Here is a 26,641-nt window from a genome sequence, read left to right as displayed (position 1 = left end):
CCCCGCCCGCCCGAGCCACCACGTAATCTGCTCTACGCTGCCAACCGCAACGCGCCTATCCATGTCCGGACGCCCCGCATGCCGCCCCTGCTGAAGATCCGTTCCGAGCGCGGGCAGATGTCGGCCATCGAGCGCCGCATCGCTGACTTCATCCTCGACAACGCCCACCTGCTGCGCGACTACTCGTCCCAGCAGCTGGCCAGCGCGCTGGGCATCAGCCAGTCCAGCGTGGTGAAGTTCAGCCAGAAGCTTGGCTTCAAGGGCTACCCGGACCTTAAGTACTCCATCGGCCAGGATGTCGCCCGTGCTGGCGCCGATCCGCAGCAGGCCCCCAGCGAACCCGACAGCGGCGACGACTACCTGCGCCTGGGCGACACCCTGCGCCGCAGCAAGGCGCAGGCCGAGGAGGAAACCCGCCAGGCCAACCCACGCGAGGAAATCGAGCGCATCGTGCAGCTGCTCGACGGCGCGCCCAAGCTGTTCGTGTACGGCCTGGGTGACGACGGCCTGTATGCCCGCGAGTTCGCCATGCGGCTGTCGCTGCTCGGCCTGCTGGTGGTGCCGCATACCGACCCGATCCTGATGCTGGCCAACCTGTCGGCCGCGCGCCCCGGCGATGCGCTGCTGGTGTTCTCCGAATTCGGCAACCTGCCGCAGCTTTCGCAGCTGTCGCGCCAGTTCCAGGACATGGGTGGCAAGGTGATTTCCATCACCCGCCATACCGCCAACCCGCTGCGCGCGCATGCTGACGCAGCGCTGGTGGTGTGTGCGCACGAGCGCACGCCGCAGGTCGCGCAGCTGCTGTACCGTAGCGCCATGCACGCCCTGCTCGATTTCCTGTTCGTGCTGCTCTGCCACACCAATCCGGACCGCCAGCAGCAGCTGGCGGTGAACCTGGAGCGGATCGACCACCTGCTGGATTCCTGACCGGAGCACCTGTTGATGAAATCGCTGGTCCGTCTCGCTACCGCTGCACTGCTGCTTGCCGCGGCGGTATCCGTCCACGCTGCGCCGCTGCAGGGTGCGCGCCAGCTGATCGTGGTCACCAGCGAAAGCTGGGACAGCACACAGGGCCAGCTGCAGGCCTATGTGCGTGATGGCAAGGGCTGGCATGCACATGGAGAGGCGTTCCCGGTGGCACTGGGCCGCACCGGCAGCGCCTGGGGCCTGGGCCTGCACCCGGCGCAGGCCGATGGCCCGCAGAAGCAGGAAGGCGATGGCCGCAGCCCGGCAGGCGTGTTCGCGCTCGGCAGCGCGTTCGGCTATGCCGTCACCCGCCCCGGCACCGCCATGCCCTACCAGCCGATGCTCGACAGCAGCTACTGCATGGATGTGCCGGCGTCGCCGTTCTATAACCGCATCGTCGACGCGAAGAAGGTCGGCAAGGCAGCTGTGGAAGGCTCCACCGAGCCGATGCGGCTGGATCTGCACAACAAGGGCGACGTGCGTTACCAGGAGGGCTTCGTGATCGCCCACAACCCGGACAACCAGCCCGGCAAGGGCAGCTGCATCTTCGCCCATCTGTGGCGCCAACCCGGTGAGGCCACGGCCGGCTGCACCGCCATGCCGCAGGCCCGCATGCAGGCCCTGCTGGACTGGTTGCGGCCGCAGGATGCGCCGCGCTTCGTGCTGCTGCCGCGCGCCGAGTACACGCGCCTGCAGGCCCAGTGGCAACTGCCCGCACTGCGTGGAGACGCCCGTTGAGCGTGCAGGACGAACCGCAGCTGCAGCGCGCGGTCAGCCGCTGGCAGATCGTCGGCCTGTCGATCAACGATGTGATCGGCAGCGGCATCTACCTGCTGCCGGCCGCCACCGTCGCCCTGCTCGGCCCCTTCAGCCTGTGGGGCGTGGTCGCCGCCGGTATCGTCGTGGCGCTGCTGGTGCTGTGCTACGCGCAGGCCGCCAGCTACTTCGACGAGCCCGGTGGCAGCTACCTGTATGCACGCGAGGCGTTCGGGCGCTTCGCCGGGTTCGAGATCGGCTGGATGATCTGGCTGACCCGCATCAGCTCGGCGGCCGCACTCAGCAACGCGCTGGCCGATGCCGTCGCGCGTTTCTGGCCGTGGGCCGGTGCCGGCATGGGGCGCATCGCGGTGATCGTGGTGTCGCTGGGCTTCCTGACCGGCGTCAACATCATCGGCGTGCGCTCGGCCGCGCGTACCGGCGTGGTGCTGGTGATCGGCAAGATGTTGCCGCTGCTGCTGTTCGTGGCCATCGGCGCGTTCTACATCGACCCGCAGCTGGCCTTCTCCGGCCAGCGCCCCGACCCGCACGACCTGCAGCGCATGGGCGAGGCCGCGTTGCTGCTGCTGTACGCCTATGCCGGCTTCGAGAACATCCCGGCCGCCGCCGGCGAGTACCGTAATCCGCGTCGCGATATTCCGTTCGCGCTGATCACCATGATCATCACCGTCACCGTCATCTACGGCGCGGTGCAGGTGGTGGCACAGGGCACGCTGGCCGGCCTGGCCAGCTCGGCCACGCCGCTGGCCGATGCCGCTGCCGGCTTCGGCGGCGAAGCACTGGCGCTGATCCTCACCGTAGGCGCGACCATCTCCATCCTCGGCACCAACAGCAACACGATGATGATGGGCCCACGCTTCCTGTTCGCACTGGCCCGCGATGGCTATGGGCCGAAGATCCTGGCGCAGGTGCATCCGCGCTTCCACACGCCGGCCGCGTCGATCCTGTGCCAAGGCCTGATCGCGCTGGGCCTGGCCCTGTCCGGTTCGTTCGTGCAGCTGGCCCTGCTGTCGATGACCACGCGCCTGTTCGCCTACATCGGAACGGCCGCTGCGGTACTGGTGCTGGCCAAGCGCTATGCGGACCGGCCGGGCGCACTGAAACTGCCGGGTGGCCCGCTGATTCCGGTACTGGCGCTGCTGCTGTGCCTGGCGCTGTTCGCCAGTGCCAGCTGGCAGAACATCGCTGCTGCGCTGGTGGCGTTCGCCATCGGCGCGGTGATCTACAAGCTGCCGCGAAAAGATGCCGACGCCGGATGATCGATAGCGCCGGGCCATGCCCGGCGGATTGATCTGGTGATCACGCAGCCGGACCGGGCCGTTAACCGCCACGCAGGCAGGATCAGGCTTCGTCCACAACGGAGCCTTCCATGACCGAGTACCAGATCCCCGGCCGCGTACCGGACGACAGCACGCCGCGCGATGCGGTCAGCAACTACTGGCGCGAACGCTACACCGCCGAACCGTACTACGACGACCAGCTGTTCTTCGAGGACTATGAACCGGCCTACCGCATCGGCCATGCCGCGCGTGCGCAGGACATGATCCGCGCCTACGAACAGGTCGAAGCTGAACTGGAGTCGCGCTGGGCCAGCGAGCGTGGCCGCAGCCGGCTGGAATGGGCGCAGGCACGCAATGCCGTGCGCCGTGGCTGGGAGGACGCGCAGCAGGCGGATCCGCTGTTGAAGCGATAGCGCCACGCTTTTGTCGGGCCGAGCCTACGCTCGGCTCGACTCAACAAACGCCGCAGGACAGCCGAGCATGGGCCCGGCTCTACACATTCACTCCTGTTCCGGCAGCGGCGGCACGACCGCGCTGCGCTTGCTCTCACCGCCACCGGCGGCGATCAGGTCGCGGGTGTTCTTCTGCACCGCCACCGCGCCGAACAGCGACAGTGCATACGCCATGCCGTAGAAGCCCTTCTCGCTCGGTGCCAGCGTGGCATTCCACAGGCCAACCAGCAGCAGCATCAACGCCGACAGCAGTGCGAACCAGCACAGCGCGTAGTACAGGCCACTCACCGGAATGCCCTCGACGCGGTCACGCACGCTCTTCTGCAGCGACACCGCCGCGAACAGGCCGAACAGCAGCAGGGTCAGGTAGTAGCCCTTTTCGTTGAGCGCCATCGTGGCGTTGAACAGACCGATCAGGTAGGCCGCCGCACCCAGCAGCAGGGCCACCCATGAGGCGGCGATGAAGGCGGTGGAGGGCTTGTGGGGCATGGCAGTGTTCATTGCAGATCCTTGGCAGGCAGACGGGCACGCTTTGCCCGGGCGTGCCCACCCTAGACGATCCCGCCGCGCTCGCACAGGGGTCGCAGGACCTTCGGGCCACGACGCTCACGGCGCCGGTGGTATACAAGGGACAGCCCGGCCATCCGCATCCCCGCACTGGAGATACCCATGACCCGCACGCCCCTGCTGCTCGCCCTCGGCCTGGTGCCGATCCTTGCCACCTCCGCCTGCAATGCCGCCGACCCGGCCGCCAACGGCGCCCAGACCGCAGCGCCCGCAGCCTCCACCACTGCCGACCAGCGCCCGTTCACCGCCACCGAAATCAGCCGGTTCGACCAGCCGTGGGCGATGACCTTCCTGCCGGACGGCAGCCTGCTGGTCACTGAAAAGCGCGGCAAGCTGCAGCACCTGGACCTGGCCAGCGGCCAGAAGCATGAGATCACCGGCGTTCCGAAGGTCGCTTACGGCGGCCAGGGCGGCTTCGGTGACGTGATCCTGCACCCGCAATTCGCGAGCAACCACGTGATCTACCTCAGCTATGCCGAGGAAGGCACGCTGGACACCCGCGGCGCTGCCGTGGCCCGTGCCACGCTGGCGCTGGATGCCAACGGTGCCGGCCAGCTGAAGGACCTGAAGGTGATCTGGCGACAGAGCCCGAAGGTGAGTGGTGAAGGCCACTACGGCCATCGCCTTGCTTTCGGCCCGGACGGCAAGCTGTGGATCAGCTCCAGCGAGCGCCAGAAGTTCGATCCGGCGCAGGACATGGGCGGCAACCTCGGCAAGATCATCCGCCTCAACGATGATGGCAGCCTGCCCGCCGACAACCCATTCGCCTCGCAGGGCGGCGTGGCCGCGCAGGTGTGGTCACTGGGCCACCGCAACATCCTCGGCATGGCCTTCGATGCCAACGGCAAGCTGTGGGCACACGAGATGGGCCCGGCCGGCGGTGACGAACTGAACCTGATCGTGCGCGGCGCCAACTACGGCTACCCGATCGTTTCCAATGGTGACCATTACGACGGCCGGCCGATTCCCGACCACAGCACCCGCCCGGAATTCGCCGCGCCGAAGGTGACCTGGACGCCGGTGATCTCGCCGGCCGGCTTCGTGATCTACAGCGGCAACCTGTTCCCGCAGTGGAAGGGCAGCGGCTTCATCGGCGGCCTGTCCTCCACCTCGCTGGTGCGCGTGGCCTTCGACGGCGACAGCGCGCGCGAAGCCGAACGCTTCAACATGGGCGAGCGCATCCGCGAAGTGGAACAGGGCCCGGATGGCGCCCTGTGGCTGCTGGAAGACGGCAGCAAGGCGCGCCTGCTGAAGCTCACCCCGAGCACCTGAGGTAGTGCCGGCCGCTGGCCGGCACGTTTGTCCGCAACGGCCCCGCGAGCGGGGCCGTCTGCGTTCATTGGATGGTGATGACCTTCACCTCGGTCTTCGTGCAGGCCTTGTCCAGGCACTGCCCGTTCAACCACACCTGCCCGTCACCGATCATCACGCCCTGCTGGTTGACGAACACCTTGCCGAAGTCCTGTTCGGTCACCGCCTTGACTACCGCCGGAGTGATGATCTTTTCGTAGTTGCGCTGGAACTCACCGGGGCCGGTGATCTTCTTTCCGCTACCGACGTTCAATGGAAAGCGCACTTCCTCGACCACCGCAGCGCGATCGCCGCCAACCACGGCGGCCTTGAACGCATTGAAGACCTTCTCGAACTGCGCCTCATCGCCAAGCAGCGTTTCGATGCGCGCGCGTGCGTCTTCGGCGGGCGCTTCCGCTGCGGGCGCGGCCGGTGCCGAAGCAGCGGGTTCAGTGGCAGATGCCGCAGGCGTTGCCGGGGCGCTGGCCTCCATCGGCGGCGGTGCATCCGCCGCAGGCTCGGCCGGCGGTGCCGCCGGCTGCGAACAGGCGGCCAGCATCAGGGCGGGAATCAGACAAGCCATCCGGCGCATGCGCGCACTCCATCGAAACAGGGAGCCCGATGGTAGCGCCGCCGCGGTGAGGACAACAAAAAGGGGACGGAGGGGATTAAGTCGTTAGTGGCACAAACGACTTAATCCCCTCCGTCCCCTTTTTCTTCGATCAGGCCTTCAGCAGCTCGAACTGCACGGCTTCGCCGGCCGCCGAGGACGCGCAGACCCACAGGTCGAAGTGGCCCGGTTCGGCACGCAGCACGCCGTCACGGCCGGTGAAGGCCAGTTGCTCGCGGGTGAGGGTGAACACCACGTCGGTCGACTCGCCTGGCTGCAGTGCCACCTTGCGGAAGTCCTTCAGTTCACGCACCGGACGCACGCGGCTGGCCACGCGGTCGTGGATGTACAGCTGCACCACTTCCTCGCCGGCCACGTCGCCGGTATTGGTCAGCGTGGTGGTGATGGTCAGGGTGTCGTCCCAGCCGAGCTGCGCCGCACTCAGCTGCGGCACGCCGTAGGCGAAGGTGGTGTAGCCGATGCCGTGGCCGAACGGGTACAGCGGCTCGTTCGGGATCTCGCGCCAGCGAGCCTTGAACTCCGACATGGTCGGCAGTTCCGGGCGGCCGGTGCGCGGGTGGTTGTAGAAGTACGGCTGCTGGCCGGACACCTGCGGGAAGCTGACCGGCAGGCGGCCGGACGGGCTGTAGTCGCCGAACAGCACATCAGCCACGGCATGGCCGGTCTGCGTGCCCAGGTACCAGGTGACCGCCACCGCGTGCGCGTTGCGCACCGCGCCCTGCAATGCCAGCGCACGGCCGTTGCGCAGCAGCACCACCAGCGGCTTGCCGGTCATCGCCACCGCCTCGGCCAGTGCCTGCTGTGCCGGCGGCAGGGTGATCTCCACGCGCGACTGCGCTTCACCGCTGTAGCGCTGCGGTTCGCCCAGCGCCAGCACCACCACGTCGGCGCGCAGCGCGGCAGCCACCGCTGCTTCGGTGCCGCCCGGAATGGCAGTTTCCAGTTCGCAGCCCGGCACGATCTCCAGCAGCGCTTCATCGCCGATGGCGGCGCGCACGCCGGTTTCCAGGTCCACGTAACGCTGCTTGTCGCCGAACAGGGTCCAGCAGCCTTCAATGTTCTCGCGGTCCTGCACGAACGGGCCGATCAGCGCGATCTTCTGCCCGATCTTCTGCAGCGGCAGCACGTTGTCACGGTTGTTCAGCAGCACGATCGAACGGCGCGCGGCATCGCGCGACAGTTCGTCATGCGCGGCGAGGTACGAGGTATCGGCTTCGCGCGCCGGGTCCAGCGAACGGTACGGGTCGTCGAACAGGCCGATGGTTTCCTTCAGCCACAGGATGCGGCGCACGCCCTCATCCAGCACCGCCATCGGCACCTCGCCGCTCTCGACCAGGCCCGGCAGGTGCTCGGCGTAGAAGCCGCTCTGCATGCTCAGGTCCAGGCCGGCGGTGAACGCCTTGGCGGTGGCATCGCGGTCGTCGGCGGCATAGCCGTGCGCGACCAGTTCCATATCGGCGGTGTAGTCGGAGATCACCACGCCCGGGAACTTCCATTCACCGCGCAGGATGTCGGTCAGCAGTTCGGCGTTGGCACTGGCCGGCACGCCATTGATGTCGTTGAACGAGGACATCACGGTGATCGCGCCGGCGTCGAAGGCGGCCTTGAACGGTGGCAGGTGCACGTCGCGCAGGGTCTGCGGCGAGATGTCCACCATGTTGTATTCCATGCCGGCCATCACCGCGCCATAGGCGGCGAAGTGCTTCGGCGTGGCCAGCAGCGAATCGGCGGCGCGCAGGTCGCTGCCCTGGAAGCCGCGCACGCGGGCGGCGGCAAAGGCACAGCCCAGCACCACGTCCTCACCGGCACCTTCGGCGCCACGGCCCCAGCGCTGGTCGCGGGCGATGTCCACGGCCGGGGCATAGGTCCAGTGCAGGCCGGCAGCGGTGGCCTCGATGGCGGTGGCGCGCGCGGTGCGCTCGGCCAGCGCCGGCTCGAAGCTGGCGGCCTCGCCCAGCGGAATCGGGAACACGGTGCGCATGCCGTGGATGACGTCGGCCGCCAGGATCACCGGGATGCCCAGACGGCTCTCTTCGGTGGCGACCTGCTGGATCCGGCGGCCCAGTTCGGCGCCCACACCATTGAACAGCGAGCCGACCTTGCCCTCGCGCACCTGCTGCAGCACCTGGTCGGCATTGCGCACGTTGGCTTCCGGGTTCACGTCCGGGGCGAACGGGCGGACCATGTCCGCGAAGACACCCAGCTGGCCGACCTTTTCCTCGACGGTCATCTGGGCAATGAGGGATTCGATGCGATCGGAGGCCACCGGCAGTCCTTGATGAAAACGTTTACAAACCCGGCATTCTAGCGATCCCGGACGATTTGGCGAGGGGTTTGTTCATTCAGTTTCAGCCACCAGCGGGGTCCGTATGGCCCCGCCGGGGGCACCGCAGCTTACTCCGAGCCGGCCAACTGGCGCTGCCCGGCCATCAACATGGCGTCGCTGGAGGCCTGGAACACCCGCAGGCCGAAGGCCGGCAGGATCGCCAGCAGGTGGTCGAAAATGTCCGACTGCACCGCCTCGTACTCACCCCAGGCGGTGCTGCGGGTGAAGCAGTACAGCTCCAGCGGCAGGCCTTCGGTGGTCGGCTGCAGCTGGCGTACCAGCAGGGTCATGTCGGTATGGATGCCCGGGTGGCTGCGCAGGTAGCGCTCCACATAGGCCCGGAAGGTACCCAGGTTGGTCACCCGGCGGCTGTTGACCTCGGCCACGCCCTGCTCGCGCAGGCGCCCGTTCCACTGCCCCAGCTCCTGCTCCTTGGCCTGCAGGTAGTCGCGCAGCAGCGCGAATTCACCGAGGAAGGCCAGGTCGCCCTCATCCAGGAAGCCGACGCTGTGCTGGTCCAGGTACAGCGCGCGCTTGATCCGGCGGCCACCGGCCTCCTGCATGCCGCGCCAGTTCTTGAACGACTCGGTCACCAGCTTCTTGGTCGGGATGGTGGTGATGGTCTTGTCGAAGTTCTGCACGGTGATGGTGTGCAGGGCGATGTCGATCACATCACCGTCGGCGTTCTGGCTGGGCATCTCGATCCAGTCACCGATGCGCACGCGACCATCGCCACTGATCTGTACGCTGGCCACCAGCGACAGGATGGTGTCCTGGAAGATCAGCATCAGCACTGCGGTGGCGGCGCCGAGACCGGTGACCAGATAGCGGAGGTCGACGCCGGCCAGGGTGGCAACGATCGACAGGCCGGCGATCACGAAGATGACGATCTTGGCGACCTGCAGGTACCCCTTGATCGGCTTGTTGCGTGCCTCGGGGCGGCGCTCGTAGAGATCATTGGCCGCATCCAGCGCATGCGAGATGGCCAGCACCACGGTCAGGATCGCCCACGCCTGGCAGGCGCCGATGATGAAGCTCACCAGCCCCGGCGGCAGGTCCGGCACGATGCGGATGCCCGAGGCGATCACCTGGCTGGGCACCACATTGGACAGACGCGAGATCACCCGCATCAGGTGGCTGCCACGGCCGGTATCAGCGCCCGGCAGGCGGCTGAGCAGGCGTCGCAGCCCGCGCAGCAGGATGCGCTTGGTCACCCAGTTGGCCAGGCCAGCGGCGATCAGCAGCGCCGAGATCATCAACGCCAGGTAGGCGCCAGGATAGGGTTCCAGTGTGTTCTGCAGCCGTTCCAGCCACTGTACCGCCACCACCGCGTCCACCATCGGTTGTCTCCTGTCTGTTTCGTTGTTGCCAAGGTTGCCGGCCAGCGGCCGGCACTACCGGGGTTGCTGGCCAATGGCCGGCGCGACCGGGTCAGTCCCGCGTGCGTTCGATGATCACGCCCACCGCGCGCGCGCCGCGCACCGCGCCCGGCTTGCTCAGCTTCAGGCGCAGCCACTTCACATCGAATTCGTCCAGCACGATCTGCGCGCAACGTTCGGCCAGGGTCTCGACCAGGCCGAACTCCGACTCGCGCACGAACTGTTCCAGGCGCTTGCTCACCGCCTTGTAGTTCAGGGTGTGGGCGATGTCATCGGTGGCTGCGGGGCGACGGTTGTCGAAGCCCATTTCCAGGTCGAACACCAGGTCCTGGCGGATCCGCCGCTCCCAATCGTAGATGCCGATCAGGGCGTCGATCGTCAGCCCCTCGATGAAAACCTTGTCCATTGCGGTTACCAGCCGAATACAGACGGCCATGGTACCGGCACGGCGGTGAGCCTGCCCGGAACGGGCGGCGGGCCACCGGCGTGGGGCGGTCCGGAAAAAACAAAGGGCCCTGCTAGCGGGGCCCTTTGGTACCTCTCAACGTCCCCGGGGGGAGCTGGAATCCAGCCGCGAGTCCCGGAGCACACGATGCAGATCGTGACGTTCATTTCCTCTACGGTCCAGAGTCAATCACGACATACTGGAGGAAGCCCAAGGCGATACAGGAATTTTGCTGCCTGACACGGCGGCATTGCCCGATATCACGCCTGCGGCAACCAGCGCAGGCTAGTGATCCGCCATGTGGTCCCGTATTTGATGAGAGAGCAACGAATCCTGCAGGCAGCGCTGTCACGCCCACGGTGGGCGACGTACAAACGCATTGCATACCGGCACTGTTTGGACGCCGCCTCACTTTACGTATGGAACATGCAGATGTGCGGCGCGCTGCTATCTCCCCTGCACGTCTGTGAAATCGTAATCCGCAATGCGGTGGCCGCGGCGCTGGCGCATACCTTCGGGCCGCGCTGGCCCTGGCATCCTGCACTGCTGCAGCGGATGCCAGCAGATGGCGCGTTGTCGGCCTTGCAGGATATCCATAGACAGGCAGATCCTCGGATGGACACTCCGGAGATCATCGCCAGTCTTCGTTTCGCTTTCTGGCAGCAGCTTTTCACGCGGCGCTTCGAGGGAGCCATCTGGGCGCGGGGCTTGAAGATTGCGTTGCCGAACGCGCCACAGGATGCTCTCAGCGTGGTCCGCACGAACATCCATGCTGACCTCGACCGCATCCGCCACCTGCGCAACCGCATCGCCCATCACGAGCCCATCCTCGAGCGCGACATCGGCGCCGACCTGGCCGCGATCGGGCGGCTGATCCATGCCCGCTGCCCACACACGCTGGGCTGGCTGCAGCGCCATGAGCGGGCGACAACCGTGCTGGCGGCGTCGCCGTTGGCAGTGCATCGGTAATGCGTCCGCCGGCCGTGGCCCGACGCTACCTGTTCACACCGCCGGCAGGGTCGCCATGTCCCAGCGCGGGGTCACATCCACCTTCGGCGGACTGTGCTGGCCGGCCTGCAGGCGCAGCGCGCCGGCGAAGGCGATCATCGCGCCGTTGTCGGTGCACAGTGCCGGCCGCGGGAAGCAGGCGCGGCCGCCGAGGCGCTCGGCCATCTGCTGCAGGCGGGCGCGCAGGCGCTTGTTGGCGCCGACGCCGCCGGCCACCACGATCACGTTGGTCCCCGCCGCTTCCAACGCGCGCTCGCACTTGATCGACAGGGTCTCGACCACCGCATCTTCAAAGCCCCGGGCGATGTCGGCACGGGTCTGCTCGCTCTGGTCGCTGTCGCGCCAGGCCATCAGGACCTGGGTCTTCAGGCCGGAGAAGCTGAAATCCAGCCCCGGGCGGTCGGTCATCGGCCGCGCGAAGCGATACGCGCCCGGCGTGCCCTGCTCGGCCAGCCTGGCCAGCTGCGGGCCACCGGGGTACGGCAGCCCCATCAGCTTGGCGGTCTTGTCGAAGGCCTCGCCGGCCGCATCGTCCAGGGTTTCGCCCAGCAGGCGGTACTGGCCGATCGCATCCACCGCCACCAGCTGGGTATGGCCACCGGACACCAGCAGTGCCACGAACGGCGCTTCCGGCGGGTCGTCTTCCATCAGCGGGGCCAGCAGGTGGCCTTCCATATGGTGTACGCCCACGGCCGGTACCTCCAGCGCCCAGGCCAGCGAACGCGCCACGCCCGCGCCCACCAGCAGCGCGCCGACCAGGCCGGGACCGGCCGTATAGGCCACGCCATCGATATCGCCTACCCCCAGACCGGCTTCGGCCAGGGTCTGGCGCACCAGCGGCAGCAGCTTGCGGACGTGGTCGCGGCTGGCCAGTTCTGGCACCACACCACCATATTCGGCGTGCAGGGCGATCTGGCTGTAGACCGCATGGGCGCGCAGGGCCGCGCTGCCGGACAGGCCGGTGTCATACACCGCCACGCCGGTCTCATCACAGGAAGATTCGATGCCAAGGACTCGCATGCCTGCTATTATGACGCCCCTGCCGCCCCCTCGGGGGATGTGCAGATCTCACTGCTTTCGAACTTCCGGCCCGTATTCAGGGTTGGCCGCTTGCAGTTTGTCTATTCGCCGCTATAATGTGCGGCTCGCCGGGCGTGACCCGGTTCTACTGTGTCCCGGAGATTCCATGCCCAGCGTCAAAGTCCGCGAGAACGAGCCCTTCGAGTTTGCTCTTCGCCGCTTCAAGCGCACTTGCGAAAAGGCCGGTGTGCTGGCCGAAACCCGCAAGCGCGAGTTCTACGAAAAGCCGACCCAGGAGCGCAAGCGCAAGGCCGCCGCTGCTGTGAAGCGTCAGCTGCGCCGCTCGTCGCGCGACGTCACCAAGCGTCAGCGCCTGTACTGATCGGACGCATCTTCATTGCGGCGGGCCTGCCTGTCGCGATGGAGCCGAAGCCGGCACGCGCGAGCGTCGCCGGCTTTTTGCGTTTCCGGGTTCGGGCATCCGCCCCCGCCCCACCTACCACCACGAGGTTCCTCATGAGCATGAAGCAGCAGCTCACCGAAGACATGAAGGCCGCCATGAAGGCGGGCGAGAAGCACAAGCTGGGCGTGATCCGCCTGATCAATGCCGCCATCAAGCAGCGCGAAGTGGACGAGCGCATCGAACTGGACGACACCGCCGTGGTCGCCGTGCTCGACAAGATGGTCAAGCAGCGCAAGGACTCGGTCAGCCAGTACGAAGCCGCCAACCGCGAAGACCTGGCCGAGATCGAGCGCGCCGAGATCGTGGTCATCGAAGCCTACCTGCCGGCCAAGATGGGCGAAGCCGAGATCGTGGCCGCCATCCAGGCCGCCATCGCCGAAACCGGCGCCTCCGGCCCGGCCGACATGGGCAAGCTGATGGGCGCACTGAAGCCCAAGCTCGCCGGCCAGGCCGACATGGGCCTGGTCTCCAAGCTGGTCAAGCAGCTGCTGGCGTAATCCAGCACTTGCGGTCGGATCCCTTCCGCGACGCGGAAGGGCTCTGACCCCATTGATGCACCCGCTTCACCGCACCTTCGTCGGTCGCCTGCTACAACCGCACACATGGTTGAACCCGAGCCCAACGTTCCCGTGTCACTGCACAAGTACATCAAGCGCCTGCAGGACAGCTTCCCGATGGCGGTGGCCAAGCGCTTCATCGACGTCGACGTGCTGACCCAGGCAGCTTCCGTCTCCTTCTACGCCCTGCTGTCGATGGCACCGTTGCTGGTGCTGCTGCTGTGGCTGACCGCCTCGCTGTACCCACCGGCCCAGCAGGCACTGATCGACCAGATCAGCTCGGTGGCCGGCAGCAGCGCGGCCACCGTGGCCGAAACCGTTCTGAAGAACGCCGACAACCAGCCGGATGTCGGCTCGCTGGCGGGTGTGTGGAGCACGCTGCTGCTGTTCGTCGGCGCCACCGCCGTGTTCGCCCAGCTGCAGAACGCACTGAACCTGATCTTCCGCACCAGCGGCGAGCGCCTGGAAGGCCTCAAGGCCTGGCTGCGCAAGCGCGTGTTCTCGTTCGGCGTGGTGCTGGCGCTGGGCTTCCTGCTGATCCTGTCGATGACCGCCACCACGGTGCTGCAGGTGGCCTTCGCGCAACTGCCCTCGATCCTGCCCGCGCTGGGGTACGTCACGAGCCTGCTGCTGTACGCAGTCGGCTTCGCCTTCATGTACCACTACCTGCCCGACCGTCGCGTGGCGTGGCGCCAGGCCTTCATCGGCGGCGTCATCACCTCGGCACTGTTCGCACTGGGCCGGTACGGCATCGGCGTCTACATCGCCACCGTGGCCCCCGGCAGTGCCTACGGCTCGATGGGCGCGCTGGTGATCTCGCTGGTCTGGATCTACTACGCCACCGTCGTGTTCTTCGTTGGCGCCCTGATGACGGCGGTGATCGATGAGCGCCTGCGCGCGCGTCATCACCTGGCCGCAGCCGGCATTGATCCGGCAACCGCCAGCCAGGTGCCCGACAGGGGGTAAACTAGGCCAACCGCCCCGGTTCCGTCGCGTGGTCCTGCACCGCGCCCTGCCCTGTTGCCCATGGCCCGTATCCCCGACGCTTTCATCGACGACCTGCTCGCCCGCACCGACATCGTCGAGGTGGTGGGCAGCCGCGTGCCTTTGAAGCGCCAGGGCAAGGAGTACGCCGCGCGCTGCCCGTTCCATGACGAGCGCTCCGCGTCGTTCACGGTCTCGCCCACCAAGCAGTTCTATCACTGCTTCGGCTGCGGCGCGCACGGCACCGCGATCAGCTTCCTGATGAACTACGACCGCCTCGAGTTCCTCGACGCGGTGGATGAGCTGGCCAAGCGCGCGGGCATGGAAGTACCGCGCAACGAGAACCCGCGCAGCCCCCAGCAGCAGGACGACAGCCGCGAGCTGTATTCGGCACTGGATGCCGCCGCCCGGTTCTTCCAGAAGAACCTGGAAGGCAGCGACAAGGCACGCAGTTACCTTGATGGGCGTGGCGTGGACGAAGAGAACCGCGCGCGCTTCCAGATCGGCTATGCGCCGGATGGGTACAGCGGCCTGCGCGATGCACTGGGCAAGGACGAGCGGCGCATGAAGCTGCTCGACCGCGCCGGCCTGTTCTCCAAGAACGATCGCGGCCATGTCTACGACAAGTTCCGCGACCGGGTGATGTTCCCGATCTTCGATCGTCGCGGCCGGGTGATCGCCTTCGGCGGCCGCGTGTTCGAGAAGGACGACGGCCCCAAGTACCTCAACTCGCCCGAAACCGCGCTGTTCCACAAGGGCCGCGAACTGTACGGCCTGTGGCAGGTGCGCCAGGCCAACCAGAAGATCGAGCGGTTGATCGTGGTCGAGGGCTACATGGACGTGGTCTCGCTGTTCCAGTTCGGTGTCACCCAGGCGGTGGCAACACTGGGTACCGCAACCACGCCGGACCATGCCGAGCTGCTGTTCCGCAACGCGCCGGACGTGTTCTTCTGCTTCGACGGCGACGCCGCCGGCCGCCGCGCCGGCTGGAAGGCGCTGGAGTCGGTGCTGCCGCGCATGAAGGATGGCCGCCAGGCCTTCTTCCTGTTCCTGCCCGATGGCGAGGACCCGGACACCATCGTGCGCAAGGAAGGCGCCGAGGCCTTCAACGAGCGCCTGAAGCAGGCCACGCCGCTGTCGCAGTTCTTCTTCGACGAACTGACCCGCGAGATCAACCTGGGCACGCTCGATGGCAAGGCACGCCTGGCCGAGCGCGCAAAGCCGATGCTGGCGCAGATTCCCGACGGTGCCTTCGGCGACCTGATGAAGCAGCAGCTGGCGCAGCTGACCGGGCTCGGCGGCAACGCCCAGGCTGCACGCACGCCGATGCCGCAACGCCAGCCTTCGCGCACGATCCAGCCGGTGGCCAGGCGCAGCCTGGTGCGCGGCGCGATCGCCGTGCTGCTGCAGCAACCCTCGCTGGCGCTGACCCTGGGCGGCAAGCATCACTTCCAGGGCCTGCGCCTGCCCGGTGTGGAACTGCTTCTGGAGCTGCTGGGGCTGGTCGAACAGCGCCCGGACATCAGCACCGGCGCCCTGCTGGAACACTTCGACGGCCGCGAGGAACAGGCCTCGCTGCATACATTGGCCGCACAGACGCTGCCCGGCACCGAAGCCAGCTGGACCCAGGAACTGCACGACGCAGTGGCCCAGCTGGAGAAACAGCTGCTGGTGCAACGTCTGGAGGAGTTGTTGGCAAAGCAGCGCCAGCAGGGTCTGGACGATACTGACAAATACGAACTGCGCGAGCTGCTGAAGGCCCGCGCCGGGCTGCGCCTGTAGCAGCAGAACGTTTCACGGAGAGAGGACCATGCTGCTGCGCCTGACCTGCCTGCTGTTGTTGTCACTCTGCCTGTCACTGACGGCCCTGGCCGAAGACACGCCCCTCAACGAAGTCCGCTCTGGCCTGTATGCCGGCGGCCAGCCCAGCGCCGCACAGCTGCAGGCCCTGGCCGCGCAGGGCGTGCGCACGGTGATCGACCTGCGCCAGCCTGGCGAGGACCGGGGCTTCGATGAAATCCACGCGGCCGAATCGCTGGGCCTGCGCTATGTGCGCATTCCGGTGGCCGGCGCCGAGGGCCTGGACGCGGCCAATGTGCGCGCCGTGCACCAGGCCCTGCAGCAGAGCCAGGGGCCGGTGCTGCTGCACTGCGCCTCCGGCAACCGCGCCGGTGCCGTGCTCGGCCTGGTCAATGCCCGCTATGAGCATGCCAGCCCGGAGCAGGCGCTTCAGCTCGGCCAGCGCGCCGGCCTGAAGTCGCTGGAAGCCGCCACCCGCCAGCGCCTGGCCACACCGGTCACCTCGCCCTGAACCACCCTCCGCACCAAGGACTCTGCCCACCATGACCCGCTGGTGGTCGCGCCTGCGACCGGACAACTTCACCCTCGCCCTGCTGTGCACCGTCGGCCTGGCCTCGCTGCTGCCGATGAAGGGCGCCGCCGCCATCGTGCTCGACGATGTCACCACCGTCGCCATCGCCGCGCTGTTCTTCCTGCATGGCGCGCGCCTGCCGCGCGAGTCGATCATCGGCGGCATGCTGCACTGGCGGCTGCACCTGACCATCCTGGCCTGCACCTTCCTCCTGTTCCCGCTGCTGGGGCTGATGTTCAAGCCACTGTCGGGCTGGCTGCTGACTCCGGAGCTGTACCTGGGCGTGCTGTTCCTGTGCACCCTGCCGTCCACCGTGCAGTCGTCCATCGCGTTCACCTCGATGGCCCGCGGCAACGTGCCGGCAGCGGTGTGCAGCGCCTCGCTGTCGAGCATCCTCGGCGTGTTCCTGACCCCACTGCTGCTGACCGCGCTGGCCGGCACCTCCGGCGGCGTGCATGACCCACTGCACGCGATCGGCGGCATCATGCTGCAGCTGCTGGTGCCGTTCGTGGCCGGCCACCTGCTGCGGCCGTGGATTGCCGGCTGGGTGGAGAAGCAGCGCGCGCTGCTGCGCTACACCGACCAGGGCACGATCCTGCTGGTGGTGTATTCGGCGTTCGGCGAAGCGGTGACCGAAGGGTTGTGGAGCAAGACACCGCTGCTCTCGTTGCTGGCCGTGGCCGTGGTGGCTGCCGTGCTGCTCGGCATCGCCATGCCGCTGATCACCTTCATCGCCCGCCGGCTGCGCTTCAACCGCGAGGACGAGATCGCCATCGTGTTCTGCGGCTCGAAGAAGAGCCTGGCCACCGGCGTGCCGATCGCCAAGGTGCTGTTCGCCGGCGGCAGCCTCGGCGCGATCGTGCTGCCGGTGATGATCTACCACCAGATCCAGCTGATCGTCTGCGGTGTGATCGCGCAGCGGTATGCGCGGCGCAAGCCCTGACAGGGCGCGCGGGTTGTTCCGAGTGAACCATCCACGCATGGCGTGGATCTACTCCAAACCACGGATGGCGTGAACCACCAGTAGATCCACGCCATGCGTGGATGGGTTGCCTGACGCTACGGATCCACGAGCGTGCCGACGCTCAGCTCCGGCATCCACACCCACAGGTCGTACGCCCGTTCCGCATGGGTATCGCCCCGCAGCCGCGGGGCCACCTGCTCTGGAAGTGGCCGCGCCATGCAACGGTCCGCGCACGCCCACGCCTGGCCACGCAGCGCACCCAACCGCACGCTGTAGATATCCAGATCCCGCAGCTGGGAGGCCATCGGCTGCCTCTGCATTTCCGGCGGCATACCTTCCGGCCGCCGCAGCATGGCGTGGACATTGCCAGTCAGCACCAGCATGCGTGCATTGTCTGGCAACCCTCGATAGAGCCGTCGCAACTCGGCTGCCATGAAGTCATCGCGCGCCTGGTTGCCGCCACTGCTGGCATTGACGTCATAGCCAACCAATTCGATCACGCGCCCCTGCATCTTCAGCACACGCAGGCCTTCGATCATCGCCAGCATGTCGCGGCTGCGGCGACCATCATGCTGGTCATCGCGCACGGTCCAGAACGCGCGGCCGTGCAGGTGCCGGCGCGCCCTGGCCCCGCCATCGGATTCCAGATAGTCGCGCAGCACAGGGTTCTCGGCACGTGGCAGTTCCAGCGCCAGCAGGACCGGGCCGTTGCGGCTGTAGTCGTCCACCAGCTGGCGTACCAGCAACGGGGTCTCGCGGGTGCCGTGGAATTCGCCCAGTACCAGCAGGCGGTGCTCACCGGCATGCTGGCGGATCTGCGCGGCGGTGTCATCGGCATGCGCGGTGAGGGCCACACCCAGCGCCAGCAGCAGCGCGGTGGTCCAACGGAAGATCGAATGCATCCCTGCGCCTTCCTTTCCTTTGCGGTCAGGAACAGCAATGGCGACGCAGCAACCGCGGTTCAAGTAGATCCACGCCGTGCGTGGATGCTCCCGCCATCAGACCGGGCCTGAGTCGAGCGTGGCTCGACTCTACAAAGGGCAGCCCCTCACAACCAGGGCAGGATCCAGTGGTCCACCAGCAGGAAGGCGAACAGCGCCATCAGGTACACGATGGAGTAATAGAACATCTTCATCGAGAACAATTCGTCCGGCGGGTTGAGCATGCGCCAGGCATACCAGAGGAACACCGCGTTGAGCACGATCGCGCCGCCCAGGTAGAACGCACCGCTCATGCCCACCAGGTACGGCAGCAGGCAGACCAGCGCCAGCACCACCGAATACACCATGATCTGCTTGCGGGTATGCACCACGCCGTGGGTCACCGGCAGCATCGGGATCTCCGCCTTGGCGTAGTCCTCGCGGCGGAAGATCGCCAGCGCCCAGAAGTGCGGCGGGGTCCAGATGAAGATGATCAGCACCAGCAGCGACGAGTACGCCCAGTCCGACGAACCCTGCATGCCGGTCACTGCGGCCCAGCCCAGCATCGGCGGCATCGCGCCGGCCAGGCCACCGATGACGATGTTCTGCGAGGTCGCACGCTTGAGGTACACGGTGTAGATCACCGCGTAGCCGATCAGCGAGGCGAAGGTCAGCACGGCGGTGATCAGGTTCACCCACAGCACCAGGATGGTCATCGACAGCACGATCAGCACGCCGGCGAACACCAGCACCTGCCACGGCTTGACCTTGCCCACCACCAGCGGACGCCACGAGGTGCGCGCCATCTGCGCATCGATGTGTGCGTCCAGGAGCTGGTTGATGGCGGCGGCAGCCGAAGCAGCCAGCCAGATGCCGAGGAAACCGAGCACGCCGGCGCGCATCTGCTCCCAGCTCGGCACGCCCGGAATGGCCAGGACCATGCCGACCAGGGCGGTGAAGACGATCAGGGCAACGACCTTGGGCTTGGTCAGGTCCCAGTACTGGCGGTAATTGGAAAACATGGAATCAGTCCGGTGCGCGCAGGCGGGCCAGCAGGCTGACCAGCACGAACAACAGGGCAACGGCCACGCCGTTGTGGGCCACCGCCACTTCCAGCGGCAGCGCCAGCTTCACGTTGAGGATGCCGAGGGTGACCTGCAGCACCAGCAGCGCGATCAGCGCGCTGGCCCAGCCACGCATGCTCGGCAAGCGGAACAGGCGCACGCCCAGCCACAGCAGGTAGACGGCCACCACCACCGCGAACAGCCGGTGCGCCATCTGGATGGCGATACGCGAGGCGCCATCCAGCACGCCGCCTTCGTAATCCACGCCGATGCCGCGCCACAGGGTGAAGCCTTCGACGAAGTTGTGCTGCGGCCACCACTGGTTGGCACAGCGCGGGAAGTTGTCCAGCGAGGCGCTGCCGCCGCCGCAGGCCAGCGCCGCATAGTTGGCACTGACCCATCCGCCCAGTGCGATCTGGGTGACCAGCACCGCCACGCCGATGCGCAGCACCCACTTCAGCTTCGGTGCTTCGGCCAGGGTGATCGGCATGTGCGTGGCGCGCCAGGCCATCCAGACCAGCAGCGCGAACATCAGCATGCCGCCCAGCAGGTGCCCCATCACCACGATGGGCTTGAGCAGCAGGGTCACCGTCCACATGCCCAGCAGGGCCTGGAAGATCACCACGGCCAGGGTCAGCAGTGCAGCGCGCGCCAGGTCGATGTTGCTCCAGCGCAGCGCGGCGATCAGCAGGATCGCCTCGCCGATCAGAGCCAAGGTACTGGCGGTGCCATGCCAGCCCATCATGTACAGGGGTATGCCGGCGGCCACCAGCACGCAGGCGGTCACCACCGCCGTGCTTCCGAATCGCCGCTTGCGCGTGGCCAGCAGCGCCAGGGTCAGGATCTCGATGCCCAGTGCGCCGGCCAGGAAGCGGTGCACCTGTTCACGCCAGGCCTTGTGGGTCTCCAGCGGGCGGATCTCCGCCGCCGGGTGGCCGATGGTCTCTTCCACGTGCTGCGGCCAGGTGGCCTGGCCATAGCAGGTCGGCCAGTCCGGGCAGCTCAGGCCGGCATCGGACAGGCGCACGAAGGCGCCGAACATGATCGTGCTCGCGGTCATGATCATGGCGAACCACGCCAGGCGGTGGAAATTGCGGTGCAGCGCCGGACGCGCGGAAAGGCTCATCAAACGGGACTCACTTCAGTTTCAGCAACGTGGCCATGTCCTTGCGCAGGCCACCGAGGTCGGTGCCCGGGGCATGACGCATGATCACGAAGCCGTTCGGATCGATCACGTAGACCGGCAGGCCAGCCGGATCGTCGACGCCGGGCAGGGCCGCGCGCAGTGCTGGCGACGGAGCCAGCGGCCGCAGCGCGGGCAGCGAGGCGATCGACGCCGGTGGCGTTCCCAGCCACAGGATTTCGACATTATCGGCGTTATGGCCGAACAGCTGCCACACCTTGCCCAGTCCCTGCGACAAAGTGACGCACTGGGCGTCGCAGGCACCGGCCGGCGCCACCAGCAGGCGCCAGGTACGGGCTTCGGGGTTCCACGGGTACGGCTGGCCGTTGGCCAGGGTCGGCGCCTGCTGGCGCAGGTCCACAGGCGGCTTCAGCAGCTGGCCGGCATTGCGGTGCCCGGTGGGCTGCCAGCCAGAGAAGCGCAGCACGGCGGCCAGCGCCATCGCCCCGAAGAACACGGCAAACAGCAGCACCAGGGTCCGGCGGCCGGAGCCGCGCGCCTGCGGGGACGTAGCAGTGTTCATGCGGGGCATTTTCTCATGGTTGGGTGAGGGATGCGGGTGTGACGCCGCGGTAGCGCCGGCCGCCGGCCGGCATCCAGGAATGCGGGGGTTGCCGGCCAGCGGCCGGCACTACCGGGCAGCACGTCGCCTGCGCCACTCCAGTACCAGCGCGACCACCAGCACGGTCAGGGCCAGGCCGAACCACTGCACGGCGTAGCCCAGGTGGCGTTGCGGCGGCAGCGTGTTCGGCAGCAGGTCCAGGTCGCGTTCGTCGCCGAAGGGCAGCGCCGGGTCCAGCCGCAGGACGCGATCAGGCAATCCCGGCAGGCCAAGCGCCGCCGCCAGGCCCTCGGCGGGCAAGCGGCTGGCAAGCCAACGCCCGGCCTCATCGGTAGCGGAGAACGCCGGGCCCAGGGCCAGCCCCGCCGACGGCGGCGGCGCCAGCAGGCCACGCACCGCCACCGGCGAAGGCGGTGCCGGCACATCCGGCAGCCTGCGATCGGGCGGCAGCGCGCGCCAGCCCAGATCGACCAGCAGCACGCTGCCCTCGTCACTGCGGAACGGGCGATAGATCTTCACGCCCGCGCGGCCGTGCCGGGTCTGGTTGTCCAGCAGCACCACGCCGGGCAGGAAGCGACCGTGGTCGGCCACGCCGTGCAAGGCGCCAGGTGCAACCAGAGCCTGCGCCAGTGGCAGCGCCTGTGCCACAGCTGGACCTTGTGCATCCAACATTGCCTGTTTGGCATGCATGCGCTGCAGCTGCCACAGCCCCAATGCGGTGAAACCAACCATTGCCAGCACCGCCAGCAGCCATCCGATCACGCGCGTGTGCTGGCGCATCATGACAAGTCCGCGCAAACGCGGTCAGATAGGCGCATCCACCCTGCCCTCGAGCCGCGCATGAGTGATTCGCTGAAGACCCTGCTGGTAATCGCGTTTCTGATCGTCATCGTCTGGAATCTGGGCGCCGGCCTGTATTACCTGCTGGTCGACCGCGGCCAGACCAAGCGCACGGTCAACGCACTGACGCGCCGCATCGCGGTGTCGGTTGCGTTGATCCTGCTGGTGATCGTGAGCATCTACATGGGCTGGATCAAACCGCACGGCATCGGCGGCTGAGGCCACCGATGCGTGCGCGGTCAAAGCACGTAGACGAACATGAAGAGCATCAGCCACACCACGTCGACGAAGTGCCAGTACCACGCGGCCGCTTCAAAACCGAAATGGTTGTCGCGGGTGAAGTGTCCCTTGGCCGAACGCAGCCACATCACGATCAGCATGATCGTGCCCAGCAGCACGTGCGCGCCGTGGAAGCCGGTCAGCATGAAGAACGTCGAACCGTAGATGCCCGAGCCGAGCGTCAGGTTCAGTTCCTTGTAGGCGTGGATGTACTCCTCCGCCTGCAGGGTCAGGAAGCCCAGGCCAAGCACCACGGTCAGGCCCAGCCAGATCAGCAGCTGGCGGCGGTTGCCGGCCTTCAGTGCGTGATGGGCGATGGTCAGGGTCACGCCGGAGGTGAGCAGGATCAGCGTGTTGATCAGCGGCAGGCCCCAGGCCGGGATGGTCTGGAACGCGCCGCCGATCGCCGCGGGGCCGTTGGTCGGCCAGCCGGCGGAATAACCCTGCCAGAGCAGCTCGTTGGTCATCACCCCGCGGCCTTCGCCGCTGAGCCACGACAGGCCCAGGTTGCGGGTGTAGAACAGCGCGCCAAAGAAGGCGCCGAAGAACATCACTTCGGAGAAGATGAACCAGATCATCCCCATCCGGAACGAGCCATCGACCTGGTGGTTGTAGTTGCCCGCCTGCGACTCGCGCACCACGTCGCTGAACCACCAGAACAGGGTCAGCACCAGCATCGCGATGCCGATGTAGAACGTCCAGCGCCCCCAGCTGGCATCGTTGAGCCAGCTGGCCACGCCCACCATGGTCACCATCATCGCGATGGAACCCACGAACGGCCATTTGCTCTGGGCCGGGACGAAGTACACGTTGGCGTCGGTCGGTGTCTGGGCCATGTCGGTATCCGGGTCAGGGTGCGGCGTGCGCGCCTTCCGAGGTGGCGGCCGGGGCCAGCCGATCGGACAGCGCGTCGTTGCGGTAGAAGGTGTAGGACAAGGTGATCGTCTTGATCTCCGGCGGCAGGTCCGGATCGACGATGAAACGCACCGGCATGTCGCGCTTCTCGCCAGCCTGCAGCGTCTGCGCGGTGAAACAGAAACATTCGGTCTTGCTGAAGAAGCCCGAGGCACGCGCCGGCGCCACGGAAGGCACCGCACTGCCGACCACCGCCTGCTGGCTGTCGTTGCGGGCGAAGTACAGCGCTTCGTTGAGTTCGCCGGGCACCACGTCCATGGTCAACTGCTCGGGATGGAACGACCAGGGCAGGCGCGAATTGACGCCGCCATCGAACTCCACGCGCACGGTGCGCTTGCCGGTGGCGGCGCCGGTGCTGGCCTCGCTGCCGGGGCCGCGTTCCAGGCGTACACCGAACACCTTTTCGCAGGCGATGCGGTACAGCGGCACCAGCGAGAACGTGAGCAGGAACACCGCCACCGCCACACCGATCAGGCGCGGCAGCCCCGCACTGCGTGACGGTGTGCTGGACGGTGCCTCGCTCATCGGCCGATCACCCCGCTGAGGATGAAGCCGACGTAGACCAGCACGGCGATGGCGCCGACCCACATCGCCGTGCGCCTGGCGCGCTGCCGTTGCTGTTCGATGCCGTGGCGTTGGGCTTCGGTCTGGCTTTGGCTTTGGCTTTGGCTTTGGTAGAGCCGACTGTTAGTCGGCTGCACTTCGCGAGTCGACTGACAGTCGACTCTACCGATCGGCAGCGGGCTCTCGTTATGCATGCCCCACCTCAATGCGTGATGTCGTCATGCGCCAGATCTCCCGGACGGATGGTCGGCGGCGTGGTGAAGGTATGTGCCGGTGCCGGCGACGGCAGCGTCCACTCCAGGCCGCGCGCACCCTCCCAGGACCGCGCCTCGGCCTTCTCGCCGTTGCGCAGCGAGGACAGCAGGATCGCGGCCATCATGAACGGGGTAACGAACATGCCGAACGCACCGATCGAGCTGATCAGGTTCCAGTCGGCGAAGGCCACGCTGTAATCGGGAATGCGGCGCGGCATGCCGGCCAGGCCGAGGAAATGCTGCGGGAAGAACAACAGGTTGACGAATACGATCGACCACCAGAAGTGCACCTTGGCCCACTTCTCGCTGTACATCCGCCCGGTCCACTTCGGCCACCAGTAGTACACCGCGGCGATCAGTGCGAACACCGCACCGGTCACCAGCACGTAGTGGAAGTGGGCGACCACGAAGTAGGTGTCGTGGTACTGGAAGTCGGCGGCGACGATCGCCAGCATCAGGCCGGAGAAGCCACCGATGGTGAACAGGATGACGAAGGCCACCGACCACAGCATCGGTGCCTCGAACGTCAGCGAGCCACGCCACATGGTGCTGACCCAGTTGAACACCTTCACGCCGGTCGGGATCGAGATCAGCATGGTGGCGAACATGAAGTAGATCTCGCCGCCCAGCGGCATGCCCACGGTGAACATGTGGTGGGCCCAGACGATGAACGACAGGAAGGCGATCGCGGCGGTGGCGTACACCATCGCCTGGTAGCCGAACAGCGGCTTGCGGCTGAAGGTCGGGATGATCTCGCTGACCACGCCGAAGGCGGGCAGGATCATGATGTAGACCTCGGGATGGCCGAAGAACCAGAAGATGTGCTGGTACATCACCGGGTCACCGCCACCGGCGGCGTTGAAGAAGCTGGTGCCGAAGAACTTGTCGGTCAGCAGCATGGTCACCGCACCGGCCAGCACCGGCATCACTGCGATCAGCAGGAAGGCGGTGATCAGCCAGGCCCAGCAGAAGATCGGCATTTTCAGCAGGTCGATGCCCGGCGCACGCATGTTGAGCACGGTGGCGATGATGTTGATCGCGCCCATGATCGAACTGATGCCGGCCACGTGGATGGCGAACACGCTGAAGGCGACGTTGTAGCCGCCCTGCAGCGACAGCGGCGGGTACAGCGTCCAGCCGCCGGCCGGTGCGCCGCCCGGCAGGAACAGGGTCAGCAGCAGCAGGCTGAAAGCCACCGGCAGCAACCAGAACGACCAGTTGTTCATGCGTGGCAGCGCCATGTCCGGCGCGCCGATCTGCAGCGGGATCATCCAGTTGGCCAGGCCGACAAAGGCCGGCATCACCCCACCGAAGATCATCACCAGCGCATGCACGGTGGTCATCTGGTTGAAGAACTCGGGCTTGACGAACTGCAGGCCCGGCTGCGCCAGCTCGGCGCGGATCACCACGCTCATCGCCGCGCCGATGATGAACATGATGAAGCTGAAACCGAGGTACAGCGTGCCGATGTCCTTGTGGTTGGTCGAGAAGAACCAACGTTCGAAGAAGCTCTGGTGGTGATGGTGATCGTCGTGCCCAACTGCCGAGTGCGCCATTGCAAAACACCTCTCAGAATCGGTTGTCACCGCGGCCGCGAACGGCCGCGGGCTTTACATCACGCTCCGCTGGCCGCGGTGGCAGGCGCGCTGCCGGCTTCTGCAGCAGCAGGCGCAGCCGGTGCCTCGCCCGTCGGTGCAGTCGGTTCGGCAGGTGCCGCAGGCGTGGCGGGCTCGGCGGGCGGCGCCGGCTTGCGCTGCGCCAGCCACTTCCTGAAGTCCTCCTTGGACACCGCCTCGACCACGATCGGCATGAAGCCGTGGTCCTTGCCGCACAGCTCGGCGCACTGGCCGCGGTAGACACCGGGCTGCTCGATGCTGGTCCAGGCTTCGTTGATGAAGCCGGGGATGGCGTCCTGCTTCCAGCCCAGCGCCGGCACCCACCAGGCGTGGATCACGTCGTCGGAGGTGATGACGAAACGCACCTTGGTATCGACCGGCAGCACCAGGCGGTTGTCGACATCCAGAAGGTAGTGCGGATGGCTTTCGCGGGTCGGCACGATGCCGCTCTGCCGCACCCGGTCGGACTCGCGGTCCAGGCGGCTGGTGAAGGTGACGTTCTCGCCGAGGTATTCGTACTTCCACATCCACTGGTAGCCGGTGACCTTCACCGTCATCTCGGCATCGCGGGTGTCGTACATCTTGATCAGGTTGGCCGTGGCCGGCCATGCCATCACGATCAGGATGATCACCGGGATCACTGTCCAGATGATCTCGGCCTTGGTGTTGTGGCTGAAGGTGGCCGCGACCGCGCCCTTGGATTTGCGGAACTTGAAGATGGCGTAGGCCATCGCCCCGAACACGATGACGCCGATCACCGTGCAGATGATCAACGACAGGTTGTTCGATTCCCAGGCCAGGCGCGAGGTCTGGGTCACCCCCTTGCCCATGTTCAGCTGCCACGGCTTCGGATCGGCCGCCTGGGCCCAGGCCAACGCCGGCATCAGTCCCCCGGTCGCCAGCATCGCGGCGACCGCGTTCACGCACTTCGTGCCCCACCTGCTGCTTTGCTTCATTGCCTAGA

General features: G+C 66.9%; 29 protein-coding genes. 13 read left to right on the top strand and 16 right to left on the bottom strand.

The features are described from left to right. The first annotated feature begins 78 nt into the window (after positions 1–78). From AC5P5X_RS17560 to AC5P5X_RS17545, 4 genes are all read left to right on the top strand, one after another. A complete protein-coding gene (locus AC5P5X_RS17560) occupies positions 79–927 on the top strand; it encodes a MurR/RpiR family transcriptional regulator (protein WP_005407816.1) in 849 nt (282 codons plus the stop codon). A 15-nt stretch (positions 928–942) separates the two neighbouring features. Beyond that, a complete protein-coding gene (locus tag AC5P5X_RS17555) occupies positions 943–1,704 on the top strand; it encodes a L,D-transpeptidase family protein (RefSeq protein WP_043035505.1) in 762 nt (253 codons plus the stop codon). Further along, complete coding sequence (locus AC5P5X_RS17550) at positions 1,701–3,002, top strand: APC family permease (protein ID WP_111189694.1); 1,302 nt, start codon at positions 1,701–1,703, stop codon at positions 3,000–3,002. Before AC5P5X_RS17555 ends, AC5P5X_RS17550 begins: the two co-directional genes overlap by 4 nt. A gap of 110 nt (positions 3,003–3,112) precedes the next feature. Next, positions 3,113–3,436 (top strand): hypothetical protein, encoded by a 324-nt coding sequence (locus tag AC5P5X_RS17545; protein WP_005412038.1) that lies wholly within the window; start codon positions 3,113–3,115, stop codon positions 3,434–3,436. A gap of 87 nt (positions 3,437–3,523) precedes the next feature. Here the strand turns inward: AC5P5X_RS17545 and yiaA are convergent, their stop codons facing one another. Then, on the bottom strand, positions 3,524–3,976 hold the full coding sequence (gene yiaA, locus AC5P5X_RS17540; protein ID WP_005407812.1) for an inner membrane protein YiaA: 453 nt from the start codon (positions 3,974–3,976) through the stop codon (positions 3,524–3,526). Positions 3,977–4,144: 168 nt separating this feature from the next. On the opposite strand from yiaA, the gene AC5P5X_RS17535 reads away from it, so the two are divergent. Continuing rightward, on the top strand, positions 4,145–5,314 hold the full coding sequence (locus AC5P5X_RS17535) for a PQQ-dependent sugar dehydrogenase (RefSeq protein WP_043035504.1): 1,170 nt from the start codon (positions 4,145–4,147) through the stop codon (positions 5,312–5,314). 64 nt (positions 5,315–5,378) lie between these two features. On the opposite strand, the gene AC5P5X_RS17530 is transcribed toward AC5P5X_RS17535, so the two are convergent. The 4 genes from AC5P5X_RS17530 to folB all read right to left on the bottom strand — a co-directional run bounded on the left by AC5P5X_RS17530 (position 5,379) and on the right by folB (position 10,074). Next, entirely contained in the window at positions 5,379–5,924 is a 546-nt protein-coding gene (locus tag AC5P5X_RS17530; protein WP_111117857.1) for a hypothetical protein, read from the bottom strand. 130 nt (positions 5,925–6,054) lie between these two features. After that, on the bottom strand, positions 6,055–8,229 hold the full coding sequence (locus AC5P5X_RS17525) for a glycoside hydrolase family 3 N-terminal domain-containing protein (RefSeq protein WP_111117858.1): 2,175 nt from the start codon (positions 8,227–8,229) through the stop codon (positions 6,055–6,057). A gap of 128 nt (positions 8,230–8,357) precedes the next feature. After that, positions 8,358–9,629: a mechanosensitive ion channel family protein gene (locus tag AC5P5X_RS17520; RefSeq protein ID WP_005407808.1), complete on the bottom strand. Its 1,272-nt coding sequence runs from the start codon at positions 9,627–9,629 to the stop codon at positions 8,358–8,360. 91 nt (positions 9,630–9,720) lie between these two features. Beyond that, the gene (gene folB, locus AC5P5X_RS17515) at positions 9,721–10,074 is read right to left on the bottom strand and encodes a dihydroneopterin aldolase (RefSeq protein ID WP_005407807.1); all 354 of its coding nucleotides are present in this window, start codon (positions 10,072–10,074) and stop codon (positions 9,721–9,723) included. A gap of 354 nt (positions 10,075–10,428) precedes the next feature. Between folB and AC5P5X_RS17510 the strand changes: the two genes are divergently transcribed. Beyond that, a complete protein-coding gene (locus AC5P5X_RS17510) occupies positions 10,429–11,082 on the top strand; it encodes a hypothetical protein (protein WP_049396178.1) in 654 nt (217 codons plus the stop codon). Between the two features lie 33 nt (positions 11,083–11,115). Here the strand turns inward: AC5P5X_RS17510 and tsaD are convergent, their stop codons facing one another. Continuing rightward, complete coding sequence (tsaD, locus tag AC5P5X_RS17505; protein ID WP_032966370.1) at positions 11,116–12,141, bottom strand: tRNA (adenosine(37)-N6)-threonylcarbamoyltransferase complex transferase subunit TsaD; 1,026 nt, start codon at positions 12,139–12,141, stop codon at positions 11,116–11,118. Between the two features lie 166 nt (positions 12,142–12,307). Here tsaD and rpsU point away from each other — a divergent pair, with 166 nt between their 5' ends. The 6 genes from rpsU (at position 12,308) to AC5P5X_RS17475 (ending at position 17,459) form a co-directional block, all read left to right on the top strand. Further along, positions 12,308–12,523: a 30S ribosomal protein S21 gene (gene rpsU / locus AC5P5X_RS17500; protein WP_002808376.1), complete on the top strand. Its 216-nt coding sequence runs from the start codon at positions 12,308–12,310 to the stop codon at positions 12,521–12,523. A 134-nt stretch (positions 12,524–12,657) separates the two neighbouring features. Next, positions 12,658–13,101 carry a GatB/YqeY domain-containing protein gene (locus tag AC5P5X_RS17495; protein ID WP_062606923.1) on the top strand — a complete coding sequence of 148 codons (444 nt, stop codon included), beginning with the start codon at positions 12,658–12,660 and terminating at the stop codon, positions 13,099–13,101. A gap of 105 nt (positions 13,102–13,206) precedes the next feature. Beyond that, the gene (locus AC5P5X_RS17490; RefSeq protein WP_049396179.1) at positions 13,207–14,127 is read left to right on the top strand and encodes a YihY/virulence factor BrkB family protein; all 921 of its coding nucleotides are present in this window, start codon (positions 13,207–13,209) and stop codon (positions 14,125–14,127) included. Between the two features lie 60 nt (positions 14,128–14,187). After that, positions 14,188–15,927, top strand: a complete 1,740-nt coding sequence (gene dnaG, locus AC5P5X_RS17485) for a DNA primase (RefSeq protein WP_033833640.1) — start codon at positions 14,188–14,190, stop codon at positions 15,925–15,927. A gap of 28 nt (positions 15,928–15,955) precedes the next feature. Then, positions 15,956–16,456 (top strand): protein tyrosine phosphatase family protein, encoded by a 501-nt coding sequence (locus tag AC5P5X_RS17480; RefSeq protein ID WP_076739838.1) that lies wholly within the window; start codon positions 15,956–15,958, stop codon positions 16,454–16,456. 31 nt (positions 16,457–16,487) lie between these two features. Continuing rightward, the gene (locus AC5P5X_RS17475; RefSeq protein ID WP_005407800.1) at positions 16,488–17,459 is read left to right on the top strand and encodes a bile acid:sodium symporter family protein; all 972 of its coding nucleotides are present in this window, start codon (positions 16,488–16,490) and stop codon (positions 17,457–17,459) included. 116 nt (positions 17,460–17,575) lie between these two features. On the opposite strand, the gene AC5P5X_RS17470 is transcribed toward AC5P5X_RS17475, so the two are convergent. From AC5P5X_RS17470 to AC5P5X_RS17450, 5 genes are all read right to left on the bottom strand, one after another. Next, the gene (locus AC5P5X_RS17470; RefSeq protein WP_049396183.1) at positions 17,576–18,382 is read right to left on the bottom strand and encodes a hypothetical protein; all 807 of its coding nucleotides are present in this window, start codon (positions 18,380–18,382) and stop codon (positions 17,576–17,578) included. A gap of 146 nt (positions 18,383–18,528) precedes the next feature. After that, on the bottom strand, positions 18,529–19,422 hold the full coding sequence (gene cyoE, locus AC5P5X_RS17465) for a heme o synthase (RefSeq protein WP_043035494.1): 894 nt from the start codon (positions 19,420–19,422) through the stop codon (positions 18,529–18,531). A gap of 4 nt (positions 19,423–19,426) precedes the next feature. Beyond that, positions 19,427–20,590, bottom strand: coding sequence for a COX15/CtaA family protein (locus tag AC5P5X_RS17460; protein ID WP_005407797.1), 1,164 nt, complete (start codon positions 20,588–20,590; stop codon positions 19,427–19,429). A gap of 10 nt (positions 20,591–20,600) precedes the next feature. Further along, positions 20,601–21,170 (bottom strand): redox-active disulfide-containing membrane protein, encoded by a 570-nt coding sequence (locus tag AC5P5X_RS17455; RefSeq protein ID WP_005412027.1) that lies wholly within the window; start codon positions 21,168–21,170, stop codon positions 20,601–20,603. A 108-nt stretch (positions 21,171–21,278) separates the two neighbouring features. Further along, on the bottom strand, positions 21,279–21,992 hold the full coding sequence (locus tag AC5P5X_RS17450) for an SURF1 family protein (protein WP_024958179.1): 714 nt from the start codon (positions 21,990–21,992) through the stop codon (positions 21,279–21,281). A 57-nt stretch (positions 21,993–22,049) separates the two neighbouring features. Here AC5P5X_RS17450 and AC5P5X_RS17445 point away from each other — a divergent pair, with 57 nt between their 5' ends. Beyond that, positions 22,050–22,268, top strand: coding sequence for a twin transmembrane helix small protein (locus AC5P5X_RS17445; RefSeq protein ID WP_005412025.1), 219 nt, complete (start codon positions 22,050–22,052; stop codon positions 22,266–22,268). Between the two features lie 20 nt (positions 22,269–22,288). On the opposite strand, the gene AC5P5X_RS17440 is transcribed toward AC5P5X_RS17445, so the two are convergent. From AC5P5X_RS17440 to coxB, 5 genes are read right to left on the bottom strand one after another with little or no spacing between them, the layout of a single operon-like run. Continuing rightward, positions 22,289–23,164 (bottom strand): cytochrome c oxidase subunit 3, encoded by an 876-nt coding sequence (locus tag AC5P5X_RS17440; protein ID WP_005412024.1) that lies wholly within the window; start codon positions 23,162–23,164, stop codon positions 22,289–22,291. Between the two features lie 13 nt (positions 23,165–23,177). Then, a complete protein-coding gene (locus AC5P5X_RS17435) occupies positions 23,178–23,768 on the bottom strand; it encodes a cytochrome c oxidase assembly protein (RefSeq protein WP_043035492.1) in 591 nt (196 codons plus the stop codon). After that, entirely contained in the window at positions 23,765–24,001 is a 237-nt protein-coding gene (locus tag AC5P5X_RS17430) for a hypothetical protein (protein WP_033835837.1), read from the bottom strand. The genes AC5P5X_RS17435 and AC5P5X_RS17430 overlap by 4 nt, the downstream gene beginning before the upstream one ends. 8 nt (positions 24,002–24,009) lie before the next feature. Next, positions 24,010–25,617: a cytochrome c oxidase subunit I gene (ctaD, locus tag AC5P5X_RS17425; protein ID WP_005407790.1), complete on the bottom strand. Its 1,608-nt coding sequence runs from the start codon at positions 25,615–25,617 to the stop codon at positions 24,010–24,012. Between the two features lie 59 nt (positions 25,618–25,676). Next, on the bottom strand, positions 25,677–26,633 hold the full coding sequence (gene coxB / locus AC5P5X_RS17420; RefSeq protein WP_005407789.1) for a cytochrome c oxidase subunit II: 957 nt from the start codon (positions 26,631–26,633) through the stop codon (positions 25,677–25,679). Between the last annotated feature and the right edge of the window lie 8 nt (positions 26,634–26,641).

This window comes from Stenotrophomonas sp. YJH_SMC_91 (assembly GCF_059368495.1).
The sequence above is the reverse complement of the archived record's forward strand: the minus strand, read 5'-3'. Positions and strand labels throughout refer to the sequence as shown.